The sequence below is a fragment of the Bradyrhizobium sp. DN3 genome (genome assembly GCF_041357655.1).
In the GTDB taxonomy this organism is placed as follows: Bacteria; Pseudomonadota; Alphaproteobacteria; order Rhizobiales; family Xanthobacteraceae; genus Bradyrhizobium.
In genome coordinates this window covers 158113-175999 of the sequence record NZ_JAULLN010000011.1, presented here as the reverse complement: position 1 = coordinate 175999, position 17887 = coordinate 158113, and the positions used below count along the sequence as shown (strand labels likewise).

Genomic DNA, 17887 nt, shown 5'->3' with positions numbered 1-17887 from the left:
TTTCCCGATCGCACGCAAATGATCAGTGCAAAGTCCTAGTTATGGTCAGCGCGGTGGGCCTTGCAACGCGTGGGGCTACGGTCCGGGATTCTACTGGACTCGGATAGGGCTGGATCGGCGGTATAATTGAACGGAAGCCGTCAATAGCCGGGCATGTATCCCGACAATCTTACCGCTGGAAGCGGCGGGCCGGCCTTGCCGGTGAATGGTGCGACCCTGCGGCGTCGCGACGTCAGCTCCGCGGGCGGAACAGATTCGGCCGCTGCCGCTCAAATGTCTGTCGGCCCGCCTTGAAGCCCATCACCACGTCAGGCAGCTCCGCGATGGCGAAGCGGCTGTCTCGCGTATCGAGCACGACGAGATCGGCGGGGTTGCCGATCTTGATGCCGTAATCGCCAAGGTTCATCAGCCGTGCTGGCAGCTCGGTCACGAGATCGAGGCAGGTGTCGAAATCGCTCACGGAGGCGTGCGCGACGTTGGCATAGAAGTTCGCCATCCGCAGCAGCGAGGCGTCGCCGAACGGCGTGAACGGATTGAGCACATTGTTGGTGGCGACCGAGCACAACACGCCGTCGCCTGCGAGCTTGTGGGCGAGCGTCAGTCCCCGCGGCGCGTTGTGGGTGGCCTCGCGCCCCATCAGATAGAGATCGGTCGCGGGCAGCACGGTGACGGCAACGCCTGACGTCGCCAGCTGCGCGGTGGCAGCCTTCATTCGCTCCGGCGGTAGTGCCGAAAGCTTGGTGGCGTGACCGATCGCTACACGCCCCCCATAGCTGCGCCGCTCGGTCTGGCGGCAGACCTCATCGAGGTGCCACCAGGATGGGTCGAGATCGAAGTCGAGATGGAGGTCGACGTCGACGTCGAATTCTTGCGCGAGATCGAAGATGCGTTCGAGATGGGCGGTCGGGTCGGTGTCCGTATAGGGGCAGCCGCCGATGACCTCGCCGCCGTCGCGAAGCGCCTGGATCAGCAACTCCTCAGCTCCGGGATCGTTGGTCAGGCCTTCCTGCGGGAAGACGCAGAGCGATAGGTCGATCGCCCAGGCATAATCGCGCTTCAGCGCCTTGACCGCCTCGAAGCCGCGCAAGGCGATGCGCGGATCGATCTCGACATGGGTGCGCATGCGCGTCGTTCCGTGCACGATCGCACGTTCGAGCACCCGGGCACCGCGGGCATAGATGTCCTCGACCGTGAAATCGAGCTTCATCCCGGCAACGGCGCGGATGGCGTCCGAAACGCTGCCGTGATTGTGCCCACAGCGGCCGAGCAGGCAGGCCTTGTCCAGATGGATATGGCTATCGACGAAGCCGGGCAAAGCCAGGCGGCCGCCGAGATCAAGCTCGACCGCGTCGCAGACGAGCCGCGGTTCGATCGCGGCGATGCGGCCATCCTTCACGCCGATATCGACGGGTGCGGCGGATGATCGCAACAACGCGCGGCGAAGGATCAGGTCGAGGGCGGTCTGCGTGCTCATGGCAGCGACTTTTGCGGCGGGAGAATGCCGCAGTCAATCGCGACGCGGGACTCGGAGGGTCCTAGGCCGTGTACCCTATAAAACCCAGCGGCGTCACGTAATTGGTGACTAGGTCCGCTTTGTTCCAATAGCCACCAAGTACGTGCGGCAGCGCAGATCAAGGCAGCCAACGGTCAATATAGTGCAAGAAGCTACCGATCCGCAAACGCATCGGATACAAGAGCGACGCATAAGTTCGGGACATTGAGCCGGAAAGCATGTCATCTCTGGCGTCTACGAGCGCGGCAGCCCGATCGCCGACGGTCGCGGGTCAAACCAGACGCATATTTCATGCGCTCACCGATCGGCGGGAAGCAGGAAAATTGCTGCAAGAACGCCCAAGACTGCTGTTGACGCCGCGGTAGCAAAAATGGCCTCGAAGGCTTGCCCGCCACCAACTACGGCCAGCGCAGCGATCCCAAGCGCGAAGCCACCCTGCCGCGCCACGATCGTCATGGCAGAGGCCATGCCGGAACGGTCTGGCGGGGCGAGCGCAAGCAGGGCACCCGAAAGTTGCGGGTGGGAGAGCGCCGCGCCGCTGCCGATCGCTGCCATGCCCGCGAGCATAAGGCCGAGGGTCTCGGCCGTATCTGTACGCCAGAGGGATGCAAGTAAAAGGAGATTACCGACCGCGAGTATCGCGAGAGAATGCGCGAAGTGCCAGCGCCAACCGATGCGCATTACGAGGTGGCCGCCAATTGGCGGCACGATTAGCATCGGCGCCGTTGCAGCGAGCAGCGCGAAGCCAGTACGATTGGTGTGCCACCCGAATGCGCTCTGCATCGCTGGCGGCAGATAGACAAGGATGGACCAGTAGCTGACGGAGACCGCAATCAGCAGCAGGCCGACACCGATCATCGCGGGTGTCCCGAACACGGTCGGGTCGAGGAGCGGCACAGCGCGCCGACGCTGTTGAAGGGCGAAGCCTGCCAACAGCAGAAGCGCCGCGCCGCCGAGGCTCGCGGCACCGATCATGTCGGCACGTACGCGCAACGTCGCGTCAATCAGTAGCGCGAGTGCCATCGTCAACAGGGCGACGCCGACAATATCGAGCGAGCGCTTCTCCGCGGCTTGGCTCTCGGCGACGAACCGCGGCACCGCAATGGTCAGAGCCACGCAGAACGGCACGTTGATGAAGAAGATCCAGCGCCACCCGGTCCAAGCCGTGATCACGCCACCAAGCGTCGGCCCCACGGCCATCCCAACACCGGAGACGACGCCCATCAAGGCGAACACACGCGCTCTGACGGCGGCATCCGGGAACGCGCTGGCGACGAGCGCCAAGGCGCCTGTGACGACGAACGCTGCGCCAACGCCTTGCAGACCACGGGCGAGCCACAACGACGGACCGTCCCAGGCAAGGCCGCAGGCCAGGGAAGCGACAAGGAAGATCACATTGCCGGTCAGCAAAGCGCGGCGGCGACCGAAGCGATCGGCGATTGCCCCAGCTGCCAGCAGCATGCCCGTGAAAGCGAGCGAATACGCATCGATCACCCATGCCGTCGCCGCCATGCCGAAGTCGAGGGTATGCTCCATCGCAGGCAGCGCGACGACGACGGCAGTGACGTCGAGATTCGTGAAGAACGCACCGAGGCCGAGTGTCAGGGCAACGGAAAGATCACGAGCGCATAGGGAGGGTGCCGTCTTCACAAATCCTCTGCCGAACTGGGAAAGTGCCGCGCAGAAGAAGCGCTGCGATGCCCGCTAGTTATCATCGGTTTGCGCTCGTGGCGTATGCCGAGTGTTCAACTCAGCATGAATCTCCTTCATAATGCCGGCATGACCGCCCAACCTCCATTCGATGCCCTGATTGCCTTCGAAGCCGTGCACCGTCTCGGCAGCGTCACCGCCGCAGCAAGCGACCTCGGCGTGACGCAGAGCGCAGTGAGCCACCGGTTGCGCCGGCTGGAAGACTTTATGGGTTTGCCACTGCTGACGCGGACTTCGGGCGGCATGCGGCCGACGCCCGCGGGTGAAGCGCTTGCATCCGGCCTCGCGGAACTCCTCACCGGCCTCGGAGAGCTACGCGCGCGATGCCGCGCTGCGGCCAGCAGTGGCCCACTGCGCGTCGGCGTCAGCGCGGCGCTTGCAGACTATTGGCTCGTCGCACGCCTGCCGATGTTCAAGGCCCCATCGACGCCGATCGAACTGATCATCGTCGAGAGCACGGCGCAAGCGATCCACCTCGATCTCGACATCACGATCCATTGGCTCCTCGAGGGCGAGGCACGCGAGACCTCGACGCAGCGCGTGTTGTTCCGCGAGCAGGTCTTCCCCGTTTGCCACGCGCGACTATTGCCGTCCGCGCCGCTCGACGACCCGACGCGCATCGCCGCGCTGCCGCTGATCCATAAGGGGGCTGGCGAAGACGCGAACGCGGGAACCGAGTGGTCCTGGTCGACGTGGTTCGCGCGACTTGGCCTCAACGCGCCGCCGCCGGTTGGACTACGTTACGCCAACATGGCGACAGCGATCGGTGCCGCACTTCAAGGCAGCGGCGTCGTTCTAACGCGATCACTCCTCGCGCGCGACGCGCTCATCGACGGCCGCCTTGTGCGCGTGCTGCCTGAGACCTGGGATATGCCGTCGACGAAGGTACACCTCGTGCGCTGGCCCGCGGTCTTGGCAAGTGATGCTCGGGTGAAGGCATTCGTTGCATGGCTTTTGGACGAGGCCGACGAATGCGTCCAATAGGGAGGCCCGCCCGGAAGCGTTGCGTCTGGCCAGACCCTGTGTTCAAGCTTCCAAACTGGGGGCTCGAACATGCGCTACGAACTCGCTGATCATGAATGGATCGCCATCAAGCCCATGCTGTCGAACAAGCCGCGCGGCGTTCCTCGGGTGAACGACCGTCGTGTCCTCAATGGCATCTTTTGGGTCCTGCGATCTGGGGCACCTTGGCGGGATCTGCCGGAGACGTTTGGTCCGTATACCACATGCTACAACCGCTCCGTCCGTTGGCGGTGAGCTGGTGTCTGGGGCCGCATCATAGATGGACTTGCCGCTGCTCATGATGCCGCTATCGGATCGATGCTACTTGCCGACCGTGTCGCGCGTTATGAGTCCGGCCCTAGAGCAGCAGGGCAGATGTTCAAAATATATGCATGCATTCCGAGAGGCCGGCGATAGTATCCGCCAAAGCAAGGAGAATGCGCCATGTCCGTAACCGCCGAAGCCGAGACCGGATCGTTGTCGGACGCCGAGATCGTGAAAGCCTATCTCACGGCATCGATGATTCCCGATCCCGATGCCGCGGCAGCCTATGTCGCGCCGGGCACGATCATCACGTTCACGGGTGGCCGCGAGTTCGACCATCCCCGGGGGCCTACAACCTTCAACGCCAAACGCTACCGCTGGGTCAAGAAGAAGATGGACCGGTTCGACGTCTGTCCGGGGCATGGCGAGACCATCGTGTACAGCGTCGGAACGCTGTATGGCGAATGGAAGGACGGGACCGCCTTCGAAGGCAACCGCTACGTCGACCGCTTCGTGGTGCGGAACGGCAAGATCACGAAGATGGATGTCTGGAACGACAGCGCCGAGCGCATCCTGGTCCAGCGCGGCATCGACGCGTAAGGCCGTCTCGGGACCGAGGCGAAGCTCGCTTTCTGCCGAGCCGAACTGCCGCTCATCGTATCGAAAGCCGCGATAGCTGCTAGTCGCAAGCCCGTCTGGCGGCTGGCGTGTGCCTGCGCTATCAACGCTCGTGATTGCGCCCGGCATGGAGGCGCAAGCGTCTTGAGGAGCACCCGATGCGTCTACCCACTGTTGTCCTGACCCTGACATGTCTTGCGGGCGCAGCATCAGCCGAAGACCTGTCGGGCACGCTCCAGAAGATCAAGGAGACGAAGAAGATCACGCTGGGCTATCAGGAGGCCTCGGTCCCGTTCAGCTATCTCGACGGCAACCAGAAGCCGGTCGGCTTTGCCATGGATATCTGTCTCAGGATCGTCGACGCCGTGAAGAAGCAGCTCGGCATGCCCGACATCGCCATCGACACTCTCGCCGTGACGTCGTCGAACCGGATTCCGCTGATGGTCAACGGCACGCTCGATCTGCATTGCTCGGCGACCACCAACAATGCCGATCGCCAGAAGCAGGTCGCCTTCACCAACACGCACTTCCTCAGCGCGACGCGATTCGCGGCGAAGAAGGCCGCCAAGATCAATACCATCGACGATCTCAAGGGCAAGGCCGTCACGGCGGTGGCCGGCTCGGTCAACCTGACGCAACTCGCCAAGGTCAACACCGAGCGCAATCTCGGCATCAATGTGATGCCGGCCAAGGATCAGGCCGAGGCGTTCTTGTTGCTCGAGACCGACCGGGCCCAGGCCTATGCGCTCGATGACGTCCAGCTCGCGGTCGCGATCGCGCGATCGAAGGAGCCCCAGCTCTACATGATCAGCGAGGAGGCGTTCTCGAAGCCGGAGCCTTACGGGATCATGCTGCGGCGGGAGGATGCGCCGTTCAAGGCGCTCGCCGATCGCGCGACCGCGGAGCTCTATGCACGCCCCGAGATCGAGGTGCTCTACAAGAAATGGTTGCAATCGCCGACCCCGCCGAACGGCCTCAACTACAACGTCCCGATGTCACCGGCCTTGCGCAACGCCTTCAAGAAGCCGAGCTCGAGCGCCGATCCTGATGTCTATGTGGTGAACTGAGGCGAGGGCGCTAGCGCGTCCGCGGGGTGTCGAGCAGCTGCCCCGCCAGCGCCGCGCCGATCGCCGCGATCGCGGCCATCACCAGCGCCCAGGCGATAAAGAGCCGATGGCCGATCAGCGCGCCGCTCACGAGCGGGGCGCTGATGTTTGCGCCCGACATCAGGGACTGATTGAGGCCCATGATCATGCCCTGGCGATTGATCGCGGTGCTGCGCGACAGCTCCGCCGTCAGCGTGCTGCGGGCGAACATGGTGCCGACGATGATCAGCGTCAGCTCGATCGCGAGCAGGCTGATGCTGTTGCCGGCCGCAAGGCCGGCAAATCCCAGTCCCATGCAGGCGAACGCCGCGGTGACGATGCCGCGGTCGGAAGCGATGAGGTTCGCGCGCGTGATCAGAAAGCTCTGGACCGCCATGTTGATGAAGCCGGCATAGGCGAACATCCATCCGAGTTCGCGCGCGCCGAAAGGATGCCCGTCCCAGGAGAAGCGTGCCGACAGGAACAGGCCGATCTGCGACAGGAACATCGAATTGACGAAGAAGAACACGATGAGAAGACCGAGCAGCCGCCATGCGTAGCGCATGCCGAGCATCGAGCGGGTCAGCGTCGGCGGGGGCACACGGTGCTGGTAGAGCGGCTCGGACGCCGGATGGTCAGGCGGGAGCAGTGCGATCGTCGCCAGGATGCTGATCAAGGAGAGCGCGGCTGCGGCCCACACCGGCGCAGTTTCCCCGTAGTGGACAAGAAGGCTCGACAGAGCAGGGCCGACCAGGAGTCCCGTTCCGATCGCGCCGCTCGTCATGCCAAGCGCCTGCTTGCGGGTCGCGGGCCCGCTGTGCTCGGCGGCATAGGCGTGAGCGACCGAGATGTTGCCGGACGTCAGGCCGTCGATGATGCGCGCCAGGAACACCATCGTCAGATTGCTTGCCACGGCGAGCAGAACGAAGCCAACGAGCGTTCCGATCTGGCTCACGACCAGAACCTTTCGCCGGCCATAGCGGTCCGAGAGCATGCCGACCACGGGGCCGGCGATGAGCTGGCAGACGGCATAGACCGAGATCAGAGCGCCGAGCAGGAACGGCGTGGCGCCGAGCCGCTGCGAATAGAACGGTAGGAGCGGCAGGATGGTCCCCATTCCGGTGGCATCCACGGCCACGACGACGAAGGTCGGGACTAGCGTCAGCGCGCTTTCGCCTGCAATCACTGCCCGTGCCTCCGTCGCGGAACCCGATCCCATATCGCGCTGTTTCTCGTTCGCTTTCTCGTGATCGTCCGACCTATGCCAGCTATATAGTTGCAAGCTAATAGTTTGTGTCCTATCTAATTTGCATGGCTCCTTCGCAGGCTCATATCCACGCCGAGATTGGCCGGCTCATCACGCGCCTTGGCCGTATATGGCGCCGCGAGTCCGACCAGGCGCTATCCGATCATGGCCTGTCCTATGCGACGGCGATCCCGCTGCTGGTGCTGTCGCGCCAGGGCGAAAACGTCCGTCAGGGCGTGCTCGCCGATGAATTGGGAATCGAGGGCCCTTCGCTCGTCCGCCTGGTCGACCTGCTCCAGGCCGAGGGCCTCGTGGAACGCCGCGAGGATCCGACTGACCGGCGTGCCAAAACGCTACATCTCACGAAAGCGGGTGAGGCCAAGGTCGAGGAGACCAACCGGGTGCTGCGCCGGGTGCGGGCGAGCCTGTTGAAGGATATCGGAGCTGAAGAACTTGCGATAACGTTCGAAACGCTCCAGCGCATCGAGCAGCGGGCCAGCCGCCTGCATGACGCCAAGACTGCTCCAGAGGCGAAATAGTCATGCGCGCCGAAGAGCCGTTCCTGGTCCGCCACGCGGACCTCATTTTCGCTTTGAAGACGTTCGCCGCGTCGATCCTGGCGCTCGTCATTGCCCTCGCGATGGACCTGCCGCGGCCTTATTGGGCGATGGCGACTGTCTACATCACCTCGCAACCGCTGGCGGGCGCGACGAGCTCGAAAGCGTTCTTCCGCGTGATGGGCACGCTGGTCGGCGCGACGATGACGGTGGCGCTGGTGCCCAACCTGATCGATGCGCCCGAACTCCTGTGCCTCGCAATCGCGCTCTGGGTCGGGCTCTGCCTGTATCTGTCGCTACTCGACGGCACGCCGCGCAGCTATGTCTTCATGCTGGCCGGATACACGGTTGCGCTGATCAGCTTTCCCTCCGTGTCCGAGCCTGGGAACATCTTCGATACGGCGGTGGCGAGGCTCGAGGAAATCTCCCTCGGTATCGTCTGCGCCAGCCTCGTCTCCACAATCATATTCCCACGCAGCGTCGCGCCCGCGGTTGCCGGCCGCGTCGATGCCTGGCTGGCGGATGCCCGCCGCCTCAGCCAGGTCGTGCTGCTGCGCGAGGGCACGAGTGAGACGCGCCGCGCCAGGCGCCTCAAGCTTGCGACCGACATCGTCGAGATCGACACGCTGTCGACCCATCTCGCCTATGACCGGTTGACCGACAGCAGCGCCGTAAGCGGCCTCAGCGAGATCTGGCTGCGCATGCTGATGCTGCTGCCGGTGATCGCCTCGCTCGAGGACCGGCTGGCGGCGCTCAGCGAAGAGGCCTTGCGGCGGCAACCCGAGCTGAAGCGACTTCTCGATGATCTGGCACAATGGATTGTCAGCGACGTCAGCGCGCGGCAGCCCGCCGACCAGATCCGCGCCACGATCGCCGAGCGGCAGGCAACGCTCGACGGCAGCGCATCCTGGGAGCGGATCATCACCACGAGCCTGTTGTTGCGGTTGCGCGAGCTTGTCGATCTCTCGCGCGATTGCCGCGCGCTCAGCCAGGCGATCGCCGAAAGCCGCAAGATTTCGACCGTCGATGTGGCGTTCCATTCCGAGGCCGGTGCTGCGCCCGTACGCCACAGGGATCGCGGCCTTGCGCTGTGGTCGGCGGCTGGCGCGGCCATCGCCATCCTGATCTGCTGCCTGTTCTGGATCGGGACCGGTTGGCCGGATGGCGCGTCGGCGCCGATGATGGCGGCGGTCGCCTGCTCGTTCTTCGCCGCGCAGGACGAACCCGCACGCTTCATCCGCAGCTTCGGCCTGTGGTCGCTGGTCGCCATCGTGGTCGTCGCGATCTACCTATTCGCGCTGGTGCCTGCGATCTCCCATATCGAGGTCCTGGTCATCGCGCTGGCGCCCACCTTCCTGCTCTACGGCCTTTTGATCGCACGACCGGCAACGGCAGGAACCGGCATGGCGCTCGCGGCCAATACGGCGACGCTGCTCGCGCTGCAGTCGACCTACAACGCAGATTTTGCGTCCTACGCCAATTCGGCCGCCGCCTTCTTCGTCGGCGTGGTCATCGCCGAGCTCGTAACCAGGATCGCGCGCGGCGTGGGCGCGGAGTGGATCGCCAATCGCCTGGTGCTATCGAGCTGGAAGACGCTTGCGGTCGCTGCCGAACGCCGCGGCAAGCGCGACCGCGCGGAGTTTGCAGGTCTCATGCTGCACCGGCTCGGGCTGCTGGTGCAGCGTATCGCCTTCCTCTCCGAGAGCGATCGCCGCGACGCCGACAGCTTGGTCCAGCTCCGCATCGGGCTCAACATCATCGATTTGCGCCGCGCCCGCTATGGCCTCGCCGCAACGACCATCCATGTCATCGACGACATGCTCGATCAGCTCGCCATTGCCTGCCGCAGATATGCGGGCGGTGGCATGCCGTTCGAGCTGCTGACGAGCATCGATCGGGCGCTCGCGCGCGCCGTCAAGGACCCCAATGACCGCGCGCGAGAAGATGCGTTGATCGGCCTCGTCGGCATCCGGCGTGGCCTGTTTCCGGACGCGCCGGCCTATCGGCCAAGCTCAGGCAAGAGTGTTGCTGCATGAGATATCAGATCGACATCTACGGTGTGCAGGTGCCCGCGCTGCTGTTGTGGATCATCGTCGCCTATGTGCTGAGCGCACTGCTTCGCCGGCTCATGCAGCGTTTCGATCTCTACCGGCTGGTCTGGCATCGCGCGCTATTCGATTTCGCGCTGTTCGTCTGCCTTCTCGGCGGCGTCGTCTATTTCTCGGAGTTTCTGCCATGAAAGGGAATCTTGGTTGGCTTGCCCGCCTCGCGCTGACCATCATTGTCGTCATCGCGGCGCTCGCCGTCGGCCGCGAGCTTTGGGTCTACTACATGGAGTCGCCGTGGACGCGCGATGGCCGCGTGCGCGCCGACGTGGTTCAGGTCGCCCCCGACGTGTCCGGCTTCGTCACCGAGGTGCTGGTCAAGGACAACCAGAAGGTCCATCGCGGTGACGTCCTGTTCCGCATCGATCGCGAGCGTTTTGCACTGGCCTTGCGGCAGGCCGATGCCGCGGTTGCCGGTCATCAGGCAACGCTCGATCAGGCCAACGCCGACCTGAAGCGCTACAGCGCGCTGACGACCGACGCGGTGTCGCAGCAGAAGCAGGAGCAGGTTCTGGCCACCCAACTCCAGGCCAAGGCGGCCTTTGATCAGGCCGTCGCCGATCGTGCGGTGGCCCAGCTCAATCTCGATCGCAGCGAGGTCCGCGCCTCCGTGAACGGCGTGATCACCAACATGGACCTGCGCCCCGGCGCTTATGTCACGGCCGGCAGGGGCGTGATGGCGCTGGTCGACACCGACACGCTGCATGTCGAAGGCTATTTCGAGGAGACGAAGCTTGCGCGCATCCGTGTCGGCGACAAGGTGCAGATCCGCCTGATGGGCGAGAAGGTCACGCTCACCGGCCACGTCGAGAGCATCGCCGCCGGCATCGAGGACCGCGACCGCGCCGAGGGCGCGAGCCTGCTTGCCAACGTCAACCCGAGCTTCAGCTGGGTGCGGCTCGCCCAGCGCGTCCCCGTGCGCATCGCGCTGGATCATGTCCCCGATAACATGGCGCTCGTCGCCGGCCGCTCGGCGACGGTAGAGGTATTGGACTAACTCGCGTGATCGCGCGGTGGCAGCAAGCAGGGGAATCGCGTTTGGGCTGGGGAAAAACCGGCAACAAGCGTTTCAATGCCAAATCGTAGGGCTAATCCTGACTGGCGTATGTGAGTCGGGGAAGCTGTATGGGCGTTTGGTTTTTAGTCCTAGCAACCTGCGTCGTCGGCACGTTGCTCCTTTTGGCATTCTGCCGATAGGGCCGACAGCGGATGCACTTGTTGCTGCGAAGCATCAGCGAGCCGCTGAATAGCGGTTCCAGGCCGATGGCTTTTGACTGTGCATGGATGAGCGCGTTCACTTCCGGGATTGGAGGCGGACGTGAGTTGGTTGTTTGCGTTTCTCATTGCCGCGAGCGCAGTCGTTCTGATCGCTCATGCGATTGATGCGATGCGTTCCTGATACTCGCTGCGGTTCGGGTCGCTAGCTATTGCAAACGACGACAATGTTCCGGCGCGGGCGAGTGTCAATTTGAGGAACTTGACCTGCAGGTCAAGGTTGTCACAGCAGGAGGAATACGATCATGCTTGCATTCTATCTGCCGATCATAATCTTCGGAGCGATACTCGACGGAATTTCGAAGCCGCGTGTGTCTGGATCCACCCAGGAGCCGCCAAGCGTCGATTAGACTGCGATCCCCAATGCGTATTCTCCAGCACCATGAGCCAACGCCTCCTTAGGCGTTCGAGTATTTCTTCAGCTCGAACCGCGCGATCTGGTTCCTGTGCACCTCGTCCGGTCCATCGGCGAGGCGCAGCAGGCGCGCGGTGGCGTAGGCTTGCGTCAGCCCGAAATCGTTCGAGGTGCCGCCGCCGCCATGGGCCTGGATCGCCCAATCGATGATCTGGCAGGCCATGTTGGGCACGGCGACCTTGATCATCGCGATCTCGGCCTTCGCCACCTTGTTGCCGACAGTGTCCATCGCGTAAGCCGCGTTCAACGTCAGCAGGCGGGCCTGCTCGATCATGATGCGCGCTTCGGCGATGCGCTCCTGCGTCACGGTCTGCTCCGAGACCGGCTTGCCGAAGGCGACGCGGCTGCGCACGCGGCGGCACATCTTTTCCAGCGTGCGTTCGGATAGCCCAATCAGCCGCATGCAGTGATGGATGCGGCCGGGGCCGAGACGGCCCTGCGCGATCTCGAAGCCGCGGCCTTCGCCGAGCAGCATATTTTCCTTCGGCACCCGCACATTGGTGAAGACCACCTCGGAGGCGCGGTCTGGCACGCCGTAGAAGCCGAACACGGGGAGGGGACGCTTCACCTCGATGCCTGATGTGTCCATCGGCACCAGGATCATGGATTGCTGCTTGTGCCGGTCCGGATTGTCAGGATCGGTCTTGCCCATGAAGATGCAGATCTTGCAGCGCGGGTCGGTCGCGTTGGTCGTATACCATTTGCGCCCGTTGATGACGTAATGGTCGCCGTCGCGCACGATCGAGCTTTCGATGTTGGTCGCATCGGATGATGCGACCGCCGGCTCGGTCATGGCGAAGCAGGAGCGGATTTCGCCCGCGAGTAGCGGCTTCAGCCAGCGCTCCTTGTCCTTCTCGGTGCCGTAGCGTTCCAGCACCTCCATGTTGCCGGTGTCGGGCGCCGAGCAGTTGAACACTTCGGGCGCAAGGTGCGATCGGCCCATCACTTCGCAGAGCGGGGCGTATTCGAGATTGGTGAGGCCCGCACCGCGGCTCGACTCCGGCAGGAACAGATTCCAGAGCCCCTCGGCGCGTGCCAGCGGCTTCAGCTCCTCGACGACGGGATAGATCTTCCACGGTCCGAGCTCTTCCGCCTCGCGATAGAAGCGTTCCTCGTTCGGATAGATGTGCCGGTCCATGAAGCTCTCGAGCTTGCGCTTGAGCTCGACGACTTTTGGCGACATCGGGTAGAGCATTTTTCGTCTCCTTGATCGGTGGACGGCATTTGTTCCGAGCGCGGCGGTTCAAGCAACGCGGTATTCTCTGAACTTCTCGCGCAGCGCGGATTTGAGCACCTTGCCGGTCCCGGTCATCGGAAATTCGTCCAGGAATTCGACTGCGTCCGGCAGCCACCAGCTCGCAATCTTCGGGCGCATGTGGTCGAGCAGAGTCTTGCCGTCGACGGTCGCGCCCTTCTTGCGGACGACGAGGAGCAGGGGGCGCTCCTGCCATTTGTCGTGCGAGATCGCGACCACGGCGGCCTGAAGTACATCGGGATGGGACAAGGCGACGTCCTCGAGCTGGATCGAGGAGATCCATTCGCCGCCGGACTTGATCACGTCCTTGGAGCGATCGGTCAGCGTGACGTGGCCTTGGCTGTCGATCACGGCCATGTCGCCGGTGATCAGCCAGCCGTCGCGGTCGAGGCCTTCCTCCAGCTTCATGTAGCCGGAGGCGACCCACGGGCCGCGAGCACGCAGATGGCCGACGGTCTTGCCGTCACGCGGCAATTCATTGCCGGCATCATCGACGATGCGCAAGGCGGTGCCAAAGCAGGCGCGGCCGGACACCTGGCGCCGGTCGAATTTTTCGTTCTCGCTGAGGTGCTCCGAGCCGGGCCGCAAGCCCGGCATCGAGCAGCCCAAGGCTTCGGTCATGCCCCAGGCCTGGATGTAGTCGATATTGTAGTCGCGCTTGAGCTTCTCGACCATCGCGCGCGGCGGGGCCGAGCCCGACGACAGCGTTGCGCGCAGCGTCGAGAATTTGTTGCCGGTGCGCCCGAGCCAGTCGAGCAGGATCAGCCAGAAGCTCGGCACGCCCGCCGACAGCGTCACCTTCTCGCCTTCGAGCAACTCATAGAGCTTGTCGGGCTCATAGTTGCGGCCGGGCAGCACCAGCTTGGAGCCGGTATAGGGCGCGGTGAACGGCATGTTCCAGCCGTTGCCGTGAAACAGCGGCGCCATCGGCATCATCACCTCGCGCACGCCTTCGACATGGCCCGGCAGGAAGTCGAAATTGCAGCAGGTCATGGTCTGCAAGATCGCAGCGCGGTGCGAATAGATCACGCCCTTGGGATTGCCCGTCGTGCCCGACGTGTAGCAGATGGTGGAGGCGGACTTTTCGTCGAACTCGGGCCAGGCGAAACCGGCCTCGTTCTCCTTGTCCAGAAGCTCCTCGTAGCAATGCACGTTCGCCAGCTTCGTCTCCGGCATCCGCTCGCGCGAGGACATCACGACGTAGCCCTCGATCGTCGATAGTTGCGGCGCGATCGCCTCGACGATCGGCAGCGTGGCCCGGTCGATGAACAGCAAGCGGTCTTCGGCATGATTGATGATGTAGACGAGCTGCTCGGGAAACAGCCGCGGGTTGACGGTGTGCAGCACATAGCCCATGCCCGGCGCGGCATAGAACATCTCGAAATGGCGGTGGGTATTCCAGGCCAGCGTGCCGACGCGATCGCCGGATCTCATGCCGAGCCGCTTCAAGGCGAGCGCCATGCGCTTGATGCGCGGATGGGCATCAGCATAGGTGTAGCGATGGATATCGCCCTCGATCTCGCGCGCGACGATCTCGGCCTCGCCGTGGTAGTCGGCGGCGTACTGGATCAGGCCGCTGATCAGGAGCGGCATGTCCATCATCAATCCCTGCATGGTCTCCTCCAGACGCCACGTCGTTGCATGGCGTACGCTTGTGATTGCGCGCGAGGTTAACGGAACGGCCCGCGACGTTCACGCAAAAAAGAAGCCGCGTGATTGCATGCCGCACTTTTTCAGGGCTAACTTCATGCGAACGGCCGGCGCAGCGGTGTGTGCCGTGGAGGAGACGAATGTCAGCGGAAAAACACAAGACCCGCGCAGCGGGCGAATCTACGGTTGATATCTCCGCCCTTCGTGCGCGCTATCGCGACGAGCGCGACCGCCGTTTGCGCAGCGAAGGCAAGGCACAGTATGTCGAGGTATCAGGCGATTTCGCTCGCTATCTCGACGATCCCTGGGCCGATCCCGGCTTCACACGCGCAGCTGTCAGTGAAGAGACCGAAGTGCTCATTGTCGGTGGCGGCTTCGGCGGCCTCTTGTGCGGCGCGCGCCTGCGCGCGGCCGGCATCGACGATTTCCGGATCGTGGAAAAGGCCGCCGATTTCGGCGGCACCTGGTACTGGAATCGTTATCCTGGAGCCGCCTGCGACACCGAGAGCTACATCTATCTGCCGCTGTTGGAAGCGACCGGCTACATGCCGGTGCGCAAATACGCGCGGGCTCCGGAAATCTACGAGCACTCCCGCCGCATCGGTCGGCACTTCGATCTCTACGCGCGTGCGCTGTTTCAGACCATCATCTCACGGATGGAGTGGCAGGAGCAGGAGGCACGCTGGCTGGTCGAGACCGATCGCGGCGATCGCATTCGCGCGCGCTTCGTCATTCTCGCCGGCGGACCGCTGAGCCGGCCGAAGCTGCCGGGCATTCCCGGCATCGAGACGTTCAAAGGCCACAGCTTTCACACCAGCCGCTGGGATTATGACTACACCGGCGGCACTGCTGAGGGCGGCCTCACCGGCCTTGCCGACAAGCGCGTCGGCATCATCGGCACCGGCGCGACCGCCGTGCAATGCGTGCCGCACCTCGGCCGTTCGGCAAAGGCGCTTTACGTCTTCCAGCGCACACCGTCCGCGATCGGCGTGCGCGACGATCGACCGACGGATCAAGCCTGGGCGCAAAGCCTCAAGTCCGGCTGGCAGCGCGAGCGCATGGACAATTTCACCGCCGTGATCTCGGGCGAGCCGTTCGAACGGGATCTGGTGCAGGACGGATGGACCGGTCTGCTCGGCGAGATACTGCTGGCGCCGCGTCGCCAGCCGCAGCCGATGACCTCGCTGGAAGAGGCGCTCAGGGTGATCGAGCAGGCCGACTACCGCAAGATGGAGGAGATCCGCGCCCGCGTCGATGCGATCGTTAAGGACGAGGCGGCCGCGGCGGCGCTCAAGCCCTGGTACAAGGCGTTCTGCAAGCGGCCGTGCTTCCACGACGAATATCTCGACACGTTCAATCGTCCCAACGTGTATCTCGTCGACAGCAAAGGGCAGGGCGTCGAGCGCATGACCGAGAATGCGGTCGTGGTCGACGGCAAGGCCTATGAGCTCGATTGCCTGATCTATGCCAGCGGCTTCGAGGTCGGCACCGATTACGCCCGCCGCATGGGCTTTGAGGTCTATGGCCGCGACGGCAGGAGCCTGTCCGAGCGCTGGCGCGACGGCGTCAAGACGCTGCACGGCTTCTACAGCCGCGGTTTCCCGAACTGCTTCCTGATCGTCACCGTGCAGGCCGGCCAGAGCGCCAATTTTCCGCACATCATCGACGAGCAGTCGCAGCACATTGCCTATGTGATCGCGGAAGCGCGCAAGCGCAAAGCGCGAACGCTGGAGCCGACGCTCGCGGCCGAAAGGGCCTGGGTCGACGAGGTCGTCAAGGCCGCGCTCGGCCGCCAGACCTATCTCGCCGAATGCACGCCCGGCTATTACAACAATGAAGGCGTGCTCGATCCGATCGCGGCAAGAAACAGCCAATATTGGCGCGGGCCGGTGGCGTTCCTGCGGCTGCTCGACACGTGGCGGAAGGAGGGCAACCTGGAAGGCCTCGAATTGTCCTATGATCGCGCCATGGAGTCGGCGCTTTCGAGCGGGTAAGATCGCGCCCGGATTGGTCAGGACGGGAGACAGTGGGTATGATCAGGGGCAGGGCCGTTGCGGGGGCGGTTTTTGGCGCGATGGCGCTGCTTGGTTGCCTGGCGCCCGCCGCCGAGGCCGCGCAATGCGGCAGCTCGCCCGCCGGCTTCGAGGCCTGGAAGCGCGAATTCGGTGCGGAGGCGCAGGGCAAGGGCATCGGCCCGACCGCGCTGTCGGCCCTGATGCAGGCCAATTATGCCAGCGCAACCATCGCAGCCGATCGCGGCCAGCGCAGCTTTTCGCTGACACTCGACCAGTTCCTTGCCAAGCGCGGCGCCACCACCATCGTCGCCAAGGGACGGCAGCTCAAGCAGTCGCAGGCCGCCTTGTTCGCCTCGATCCAGCAGCGTTACGGGGTGCCGCCGGGGCCGCTGATCGCGATCTGGGGCATGGAGACCGGCTTCGGCAGCCAGCGCGGCAACCAAAACATGCTGTCGTCGATCGCGACCCTTGCCTATGACTGCCGCCGTCCCGAATTCTTCACCGACCAGCTCTATGCCGCCTTGAAGCTGATCGACCGCGGCACGCTGTCGGGTTCGACCCGCGGCTCCATGCATGGCGAGGTCGGCCAGACCCAGTTCATGCCCAAGAACATCCTGGCCTATGGCACCGGCAATCTCGACGTGGCTGCCAACGCGCTGAATTCGACGGCGAATTTCCTCAAAGCCCATGGTTGGCGCGCAGGAGCCGGTTACCAGCCGGGCGAGCCGAATTTCGCCGCTATCGAGGCCTGGAATGCGGCCGGGGTCTATCAGAAGGCGATTGCGCTCATGGGTCGACAGATCGACGAAGGAGGAGGGGCGGCAGCCTCGCGCTAAGTCGTTCAGCAAGGCGTGATGCGCCGGCGCGAGAAAGTTGTTGCCATCGGGAACTGACGGCACGACGTTTGCTTTGATCAGGTTCAGGGGTGGGCATGAGGAGACTCAACATGGCAACCCAGATTGTGATGGACCAGACCGGCGATACACGCCACGAGTTTGATCCTGGCAATGCCGAAGCGCTGGCGCGAGCCGAACGGCGCTTTCGGGAGCTGACCGGAGCCGGCTTCACCGCCGCGCTTCGAACCGGACCCGGCGAGGTCACTCGTATCAGATCGTTCGATCCGACCGCGGAGGAAACGCTGTTCTATCCGCGCCTGGTCGGCGGTTGATCTGAGCTG

Annotated in this window: 15 protein-coding genes and 1 pseudogene; 11 read left to right on the top strand and 5 right to left on the bottom strand. The window is 63.9% G+C overall.

The annotated features are described in order from the left end of the window. Window positions 1–232 precede the first annotated feature (232 nt). Together AAE027_RS18410 and AAE027_RS18405 are read right to left on the bottom strand one after the other, a co-directional pair. Window positions 233–1474 (bottom strand): amidohydrolase family protein, encoded by a 1242-nt coding sequence (locus AAE027_RS18410; RefSeq protein ID WP_370986763.1) that lies wholly within the window; start codon window positions 1472–1474, stop codon window positions 233–235. A 336-nt stretch (window positions 1475–1810) separates the two neighbouring features. Then, window positions 1811–3163 carry an MFS transporter gene (locus AAE027_RS18405; RefSeq protein WP_370986764.1) on the bottom strand — a complete coding sequence of 451 codons (1353 nt, stop codon included), beginning with the start codon at window positions 3161–3163 and terminating at the stop codon, window positions 1811–1813. Window positions 3164–3292: 129 nt separating this feature from the next. Here AAE027_RS18405 and AAE027_RS18400 point away from each other — a divergent pair, with 129 nt between their 5' ends. The 4 genes and pseudogenes from AAE027_RS18400 (at window position 3293) to AAE027_RS18385 (ending at window position 6174) form a co-directional block, all read left to right on the top strand. Continuing rightward, window positions 3293–4207, top strand: a complete 915-nt coding sequence (locus AAE027_RS18400; RefSeq protein WP_370986765.1) for a LysR family transcriptional regulator — start codon at window positions 3293–3295, stop codon at window positions 4205–4207. A gap of 69 nt (window positions 4208–4276) precedes the next feature. Next, a pseudogene (locus AAE027_RS18395) lies at window positions 4277–4477 on the top strand (transposase); the annotation flags it as partial. 192 nt (window positions 4478–4669) lie between these two features. Beyond that, window positions 4670–5089 carry a nuclear transport factor 2-like protein gene (locus AAE027_RS18390; protein ID WP_370986766.1) on the top strand — a complete coding sequence of 140 codons (420 nt, stop codon included), beginning with the start codon at window positions 4670–4672 and terminating at the stop codon, window positions 5087–5089. A gap of 176 nt (window positions 5090–5265) precedes the next feature. Further along, window positions 5266–6174 (top strand): amino acid ABC transporter substrate-binding protein, encoded by a 909-nt coding sequence (locus tag AAE027_RS18385; protein WP_370986767.1) that lies wholly within the window; start codon window positions 5266–5268, stop codon window positions 6172–6174. Between the two features lie 10 nt (window positions 6175–6184). Here AAE027_RS18385 and AAE027_RS18380 read toward each other — a convergent pair whose 3' ends face one another. Continuing rightward, window positions 6185–7474, bottom strand: a complete 1290-nt coding sequence (locus AAE027_RS18380) for an MFS transporter (protein ID WP_370986768.1) — start codon at window positions 7472–7474, stop codon at window positions 6185–6187. Between the two features lie 29 nt (window positions 7475–7503). Between AAE027_RS18380 and AAE027_RS18375 the strand changes: the two genes are divergently transcribed. From AAE027_RS18375 to AAE027_RS18360, 4 genes are read left to right on the top strand one after another with little or no spacing between them, the layout of a single operon-like run. Continuing rightward, window positions 7504–7977, top strand: a complete 474-nt coding sequence (locus AAE027_RS18375) for a MarR family winged helix-turn-helix transcriptional regulator (protein ID WP_370986769.1) — start codon at window positions 7504–7506, stop codon at window positions 7975–7977. A 2-nt stretch (window positions 7978–7979) separates the two neighbouring features. Continuing rightward, entirely contained in the window at window positions 7980–10031 is a 2052-nt protein-coding gene (locus AAE027_RS18370; RefSeq protein WP_370986770.1) for an FUSC family protein, read from the top strand. Further along, window positions 10028–10234: a DUF1656 domain-containing protein gene (locus AAE027_RS18365; protein WP_091888586.1), complete on the top strand. Its 207-nt coding sequence runs from the start codon at window positions 10028–10030 to the stop codon at window positions 10232–10234. The genes AAE027_RS18370 and AAE027_RS18365 overlap by 4 nt, the downstream gene beginning before the upstream one ends. Beyond that, entirely contained in the window at window positions 10231–11097 is an 867-nt protein-coding gene (locus AAE027_RS18360; RefSeq protein ID WP_370986771.1) for an efflux RND transporter periplasmic adaptor subunit, read from the top strand. Before AAE027_RS18365 ends, AAE027_RS18360 begins: the two co-directional genes overlap by 4 nt. 676 nt (window positions 11098–11773) lie before the next feature. Here AAE027_RS18360 and AAE027_RS18355 read toward each other — a convergent pair. Beyond that, the gene (locus AAE027_RS18355; RefSeq protein ID WP_370986772.1) at window positions 11774–12985 is read right to left on the bottom strand and encodes an acyl-CoA dehydrogenase family protein; all 1212 of its coding nucleotides are present in this window, start codon (window positions 12983–12985) and stop codon (window positions 11774–11776) included. Window positions 12986–13033: 48 nt separating this feature from the next. Next, a complete protein-coding gene (locus tag AAE027_RS18350) occupies window positions 13034–14659 on the bottom strand; it encodes a long-chain fatty acid--CoA ligase (protein WP_370986773.1) in 1626 nt (541 codons plus the stop codon). A 176-nt stretch (window positions 14660–14835) separates the two neighbouring features. On the opposite strand from AAE027_RS18350, the gene AAE027_RS18345 reads away from it, so the two are divergent. The 3 genes from AAE027_RS18345 (at window position 14836) to AAE027_RS18335 (ending at window position 17878) form a co-directional block, all read left to right on the top strand. Continuing rightward, on the top strand, window positions 14836–16689 hold the full coding sequence (locus AAE027_RS18345; RefSeq protein ID WP_370986774.1) for a flavin-containing monooxygenase: 1854 nt from the start codon (window positions 14836–14838) through the stop codon (window positions 16687–16689). A gap of 38 nt (window positions 16690–16727) precedes the next feature. Next, window positions 16728–17546, top strand: coding sequence for a lytic murein transglycosylase (locus AAE027_RS18340; protein ID WP_128934425.1), 819 nt, complete (start codon window positions 16728–16730; stop codon window positions 17544–17546). A gap of 110 nt (window positions 17547–17656) precedes the next feature. Then, on the top strand, window positions 17657–17878 hold the full coding sequence (locus AAE027_RS18335) for a hypothetical protein (RefSeq protein WP_091888574.1): 222 nt from the start codon (window positions 17657–17659) through the stop codon (window positions 17876–17878). Window positions 17879–17887 lie beyond the last annotated feature (9 nt).

Bases quoted from the DNA above. Each gene is read 5' to 3' on its own strand.
- AAE027_RS18345 (WP_370986774.1), top strand. From the start codon at position 14,836: ATGTCAGCGGAAAAACACAAGACCCGCGCAGCGGGCGAATCTACGGTT.
- AAE027_RS18390 (WP_370986766.1), top strand. From the start codon at position 4,670: ATGTCCGTAACCGCCGAAGCCGAGACCGGATCGTTGTCGGACGCCGAG.
- AAE027_RS18400 (WP_370986765.1), top strand. From the start codon at position 3,293: ATGACCGCCCAACCTCCATTCGATGCCCTGATTGCCTTCGAAGCCGTG.
- AAE027_RS18385 (WP_370986767.1), top strand. From the start codon at position 5,266: ATGCGTCTACCCACTGTTGTCCTGACCCTGACATGTCTTGCGGGCGCA.
- AAE027_RS18335 (WP_091888574.1), top strand. From the start codon at position 17,657: ATGGCAACCCAGATTGTGATGGACCAGACCGGCGATACACGCCACGAG.
- AAE027_RS18410 (WP_370986763.1), bottom strand. From the start codon at position 1,474: ATGAGCACGCAGACCGCCCTCGACCTGATCCTTCGCCGCGCGTTGTTG.
- AAE027_RS18350 (WP_370986773.1), bottom strand. From the start codon at position 14,659: ATGCAGGGATTGATGATGGACATGCCGCTCCTGATCAGCGGCCTGATC.
- AAE027_RS18340 (WP_128934425.1), top strand. From the start codon at position 16,728: ATGATCAGGGGCAGGGCCGTTGCGGGGGCGGTTTTTGGCGCGATGGCG.
- AAE027_RS18365 (WP_091888586.1), top strand. From the start codon at position 10,028: ATGAGATATCAGATCGACATCTACGGTGTGCAGGTGCCCGCGCTGCTG.
- AAE027_RS18370 (WP_370986770.1), top strand. From the start codon at position 7,980: ATGCGCGCCGAAGAGCCGTTCCTGGTCCGCCACGCGGACCTCATTTTC.
- AAE027_RS18375 (WP_370986769.1), top strand. From the start codon at position 7,504: ATGGCTCCTTCGCAGGCTCATATCCACGCCGAGATTGGCCGGCTCATC.
- AAE027_RS18360 (WP_370986771.1), top strand. From the start codon at position 10,231: ATGAAAGGGAATCTTGGTTGGCTTGCCCGCCTCGCGCTGACCATCATT.
- AAE027_RS18355 (WP_370986772.1), bottom strand. From the start codon at position 12,985: ATGCTCTACCCGATGTCGCCAAAAGTCGTCGAGCTCAAGCGCAAGCTC.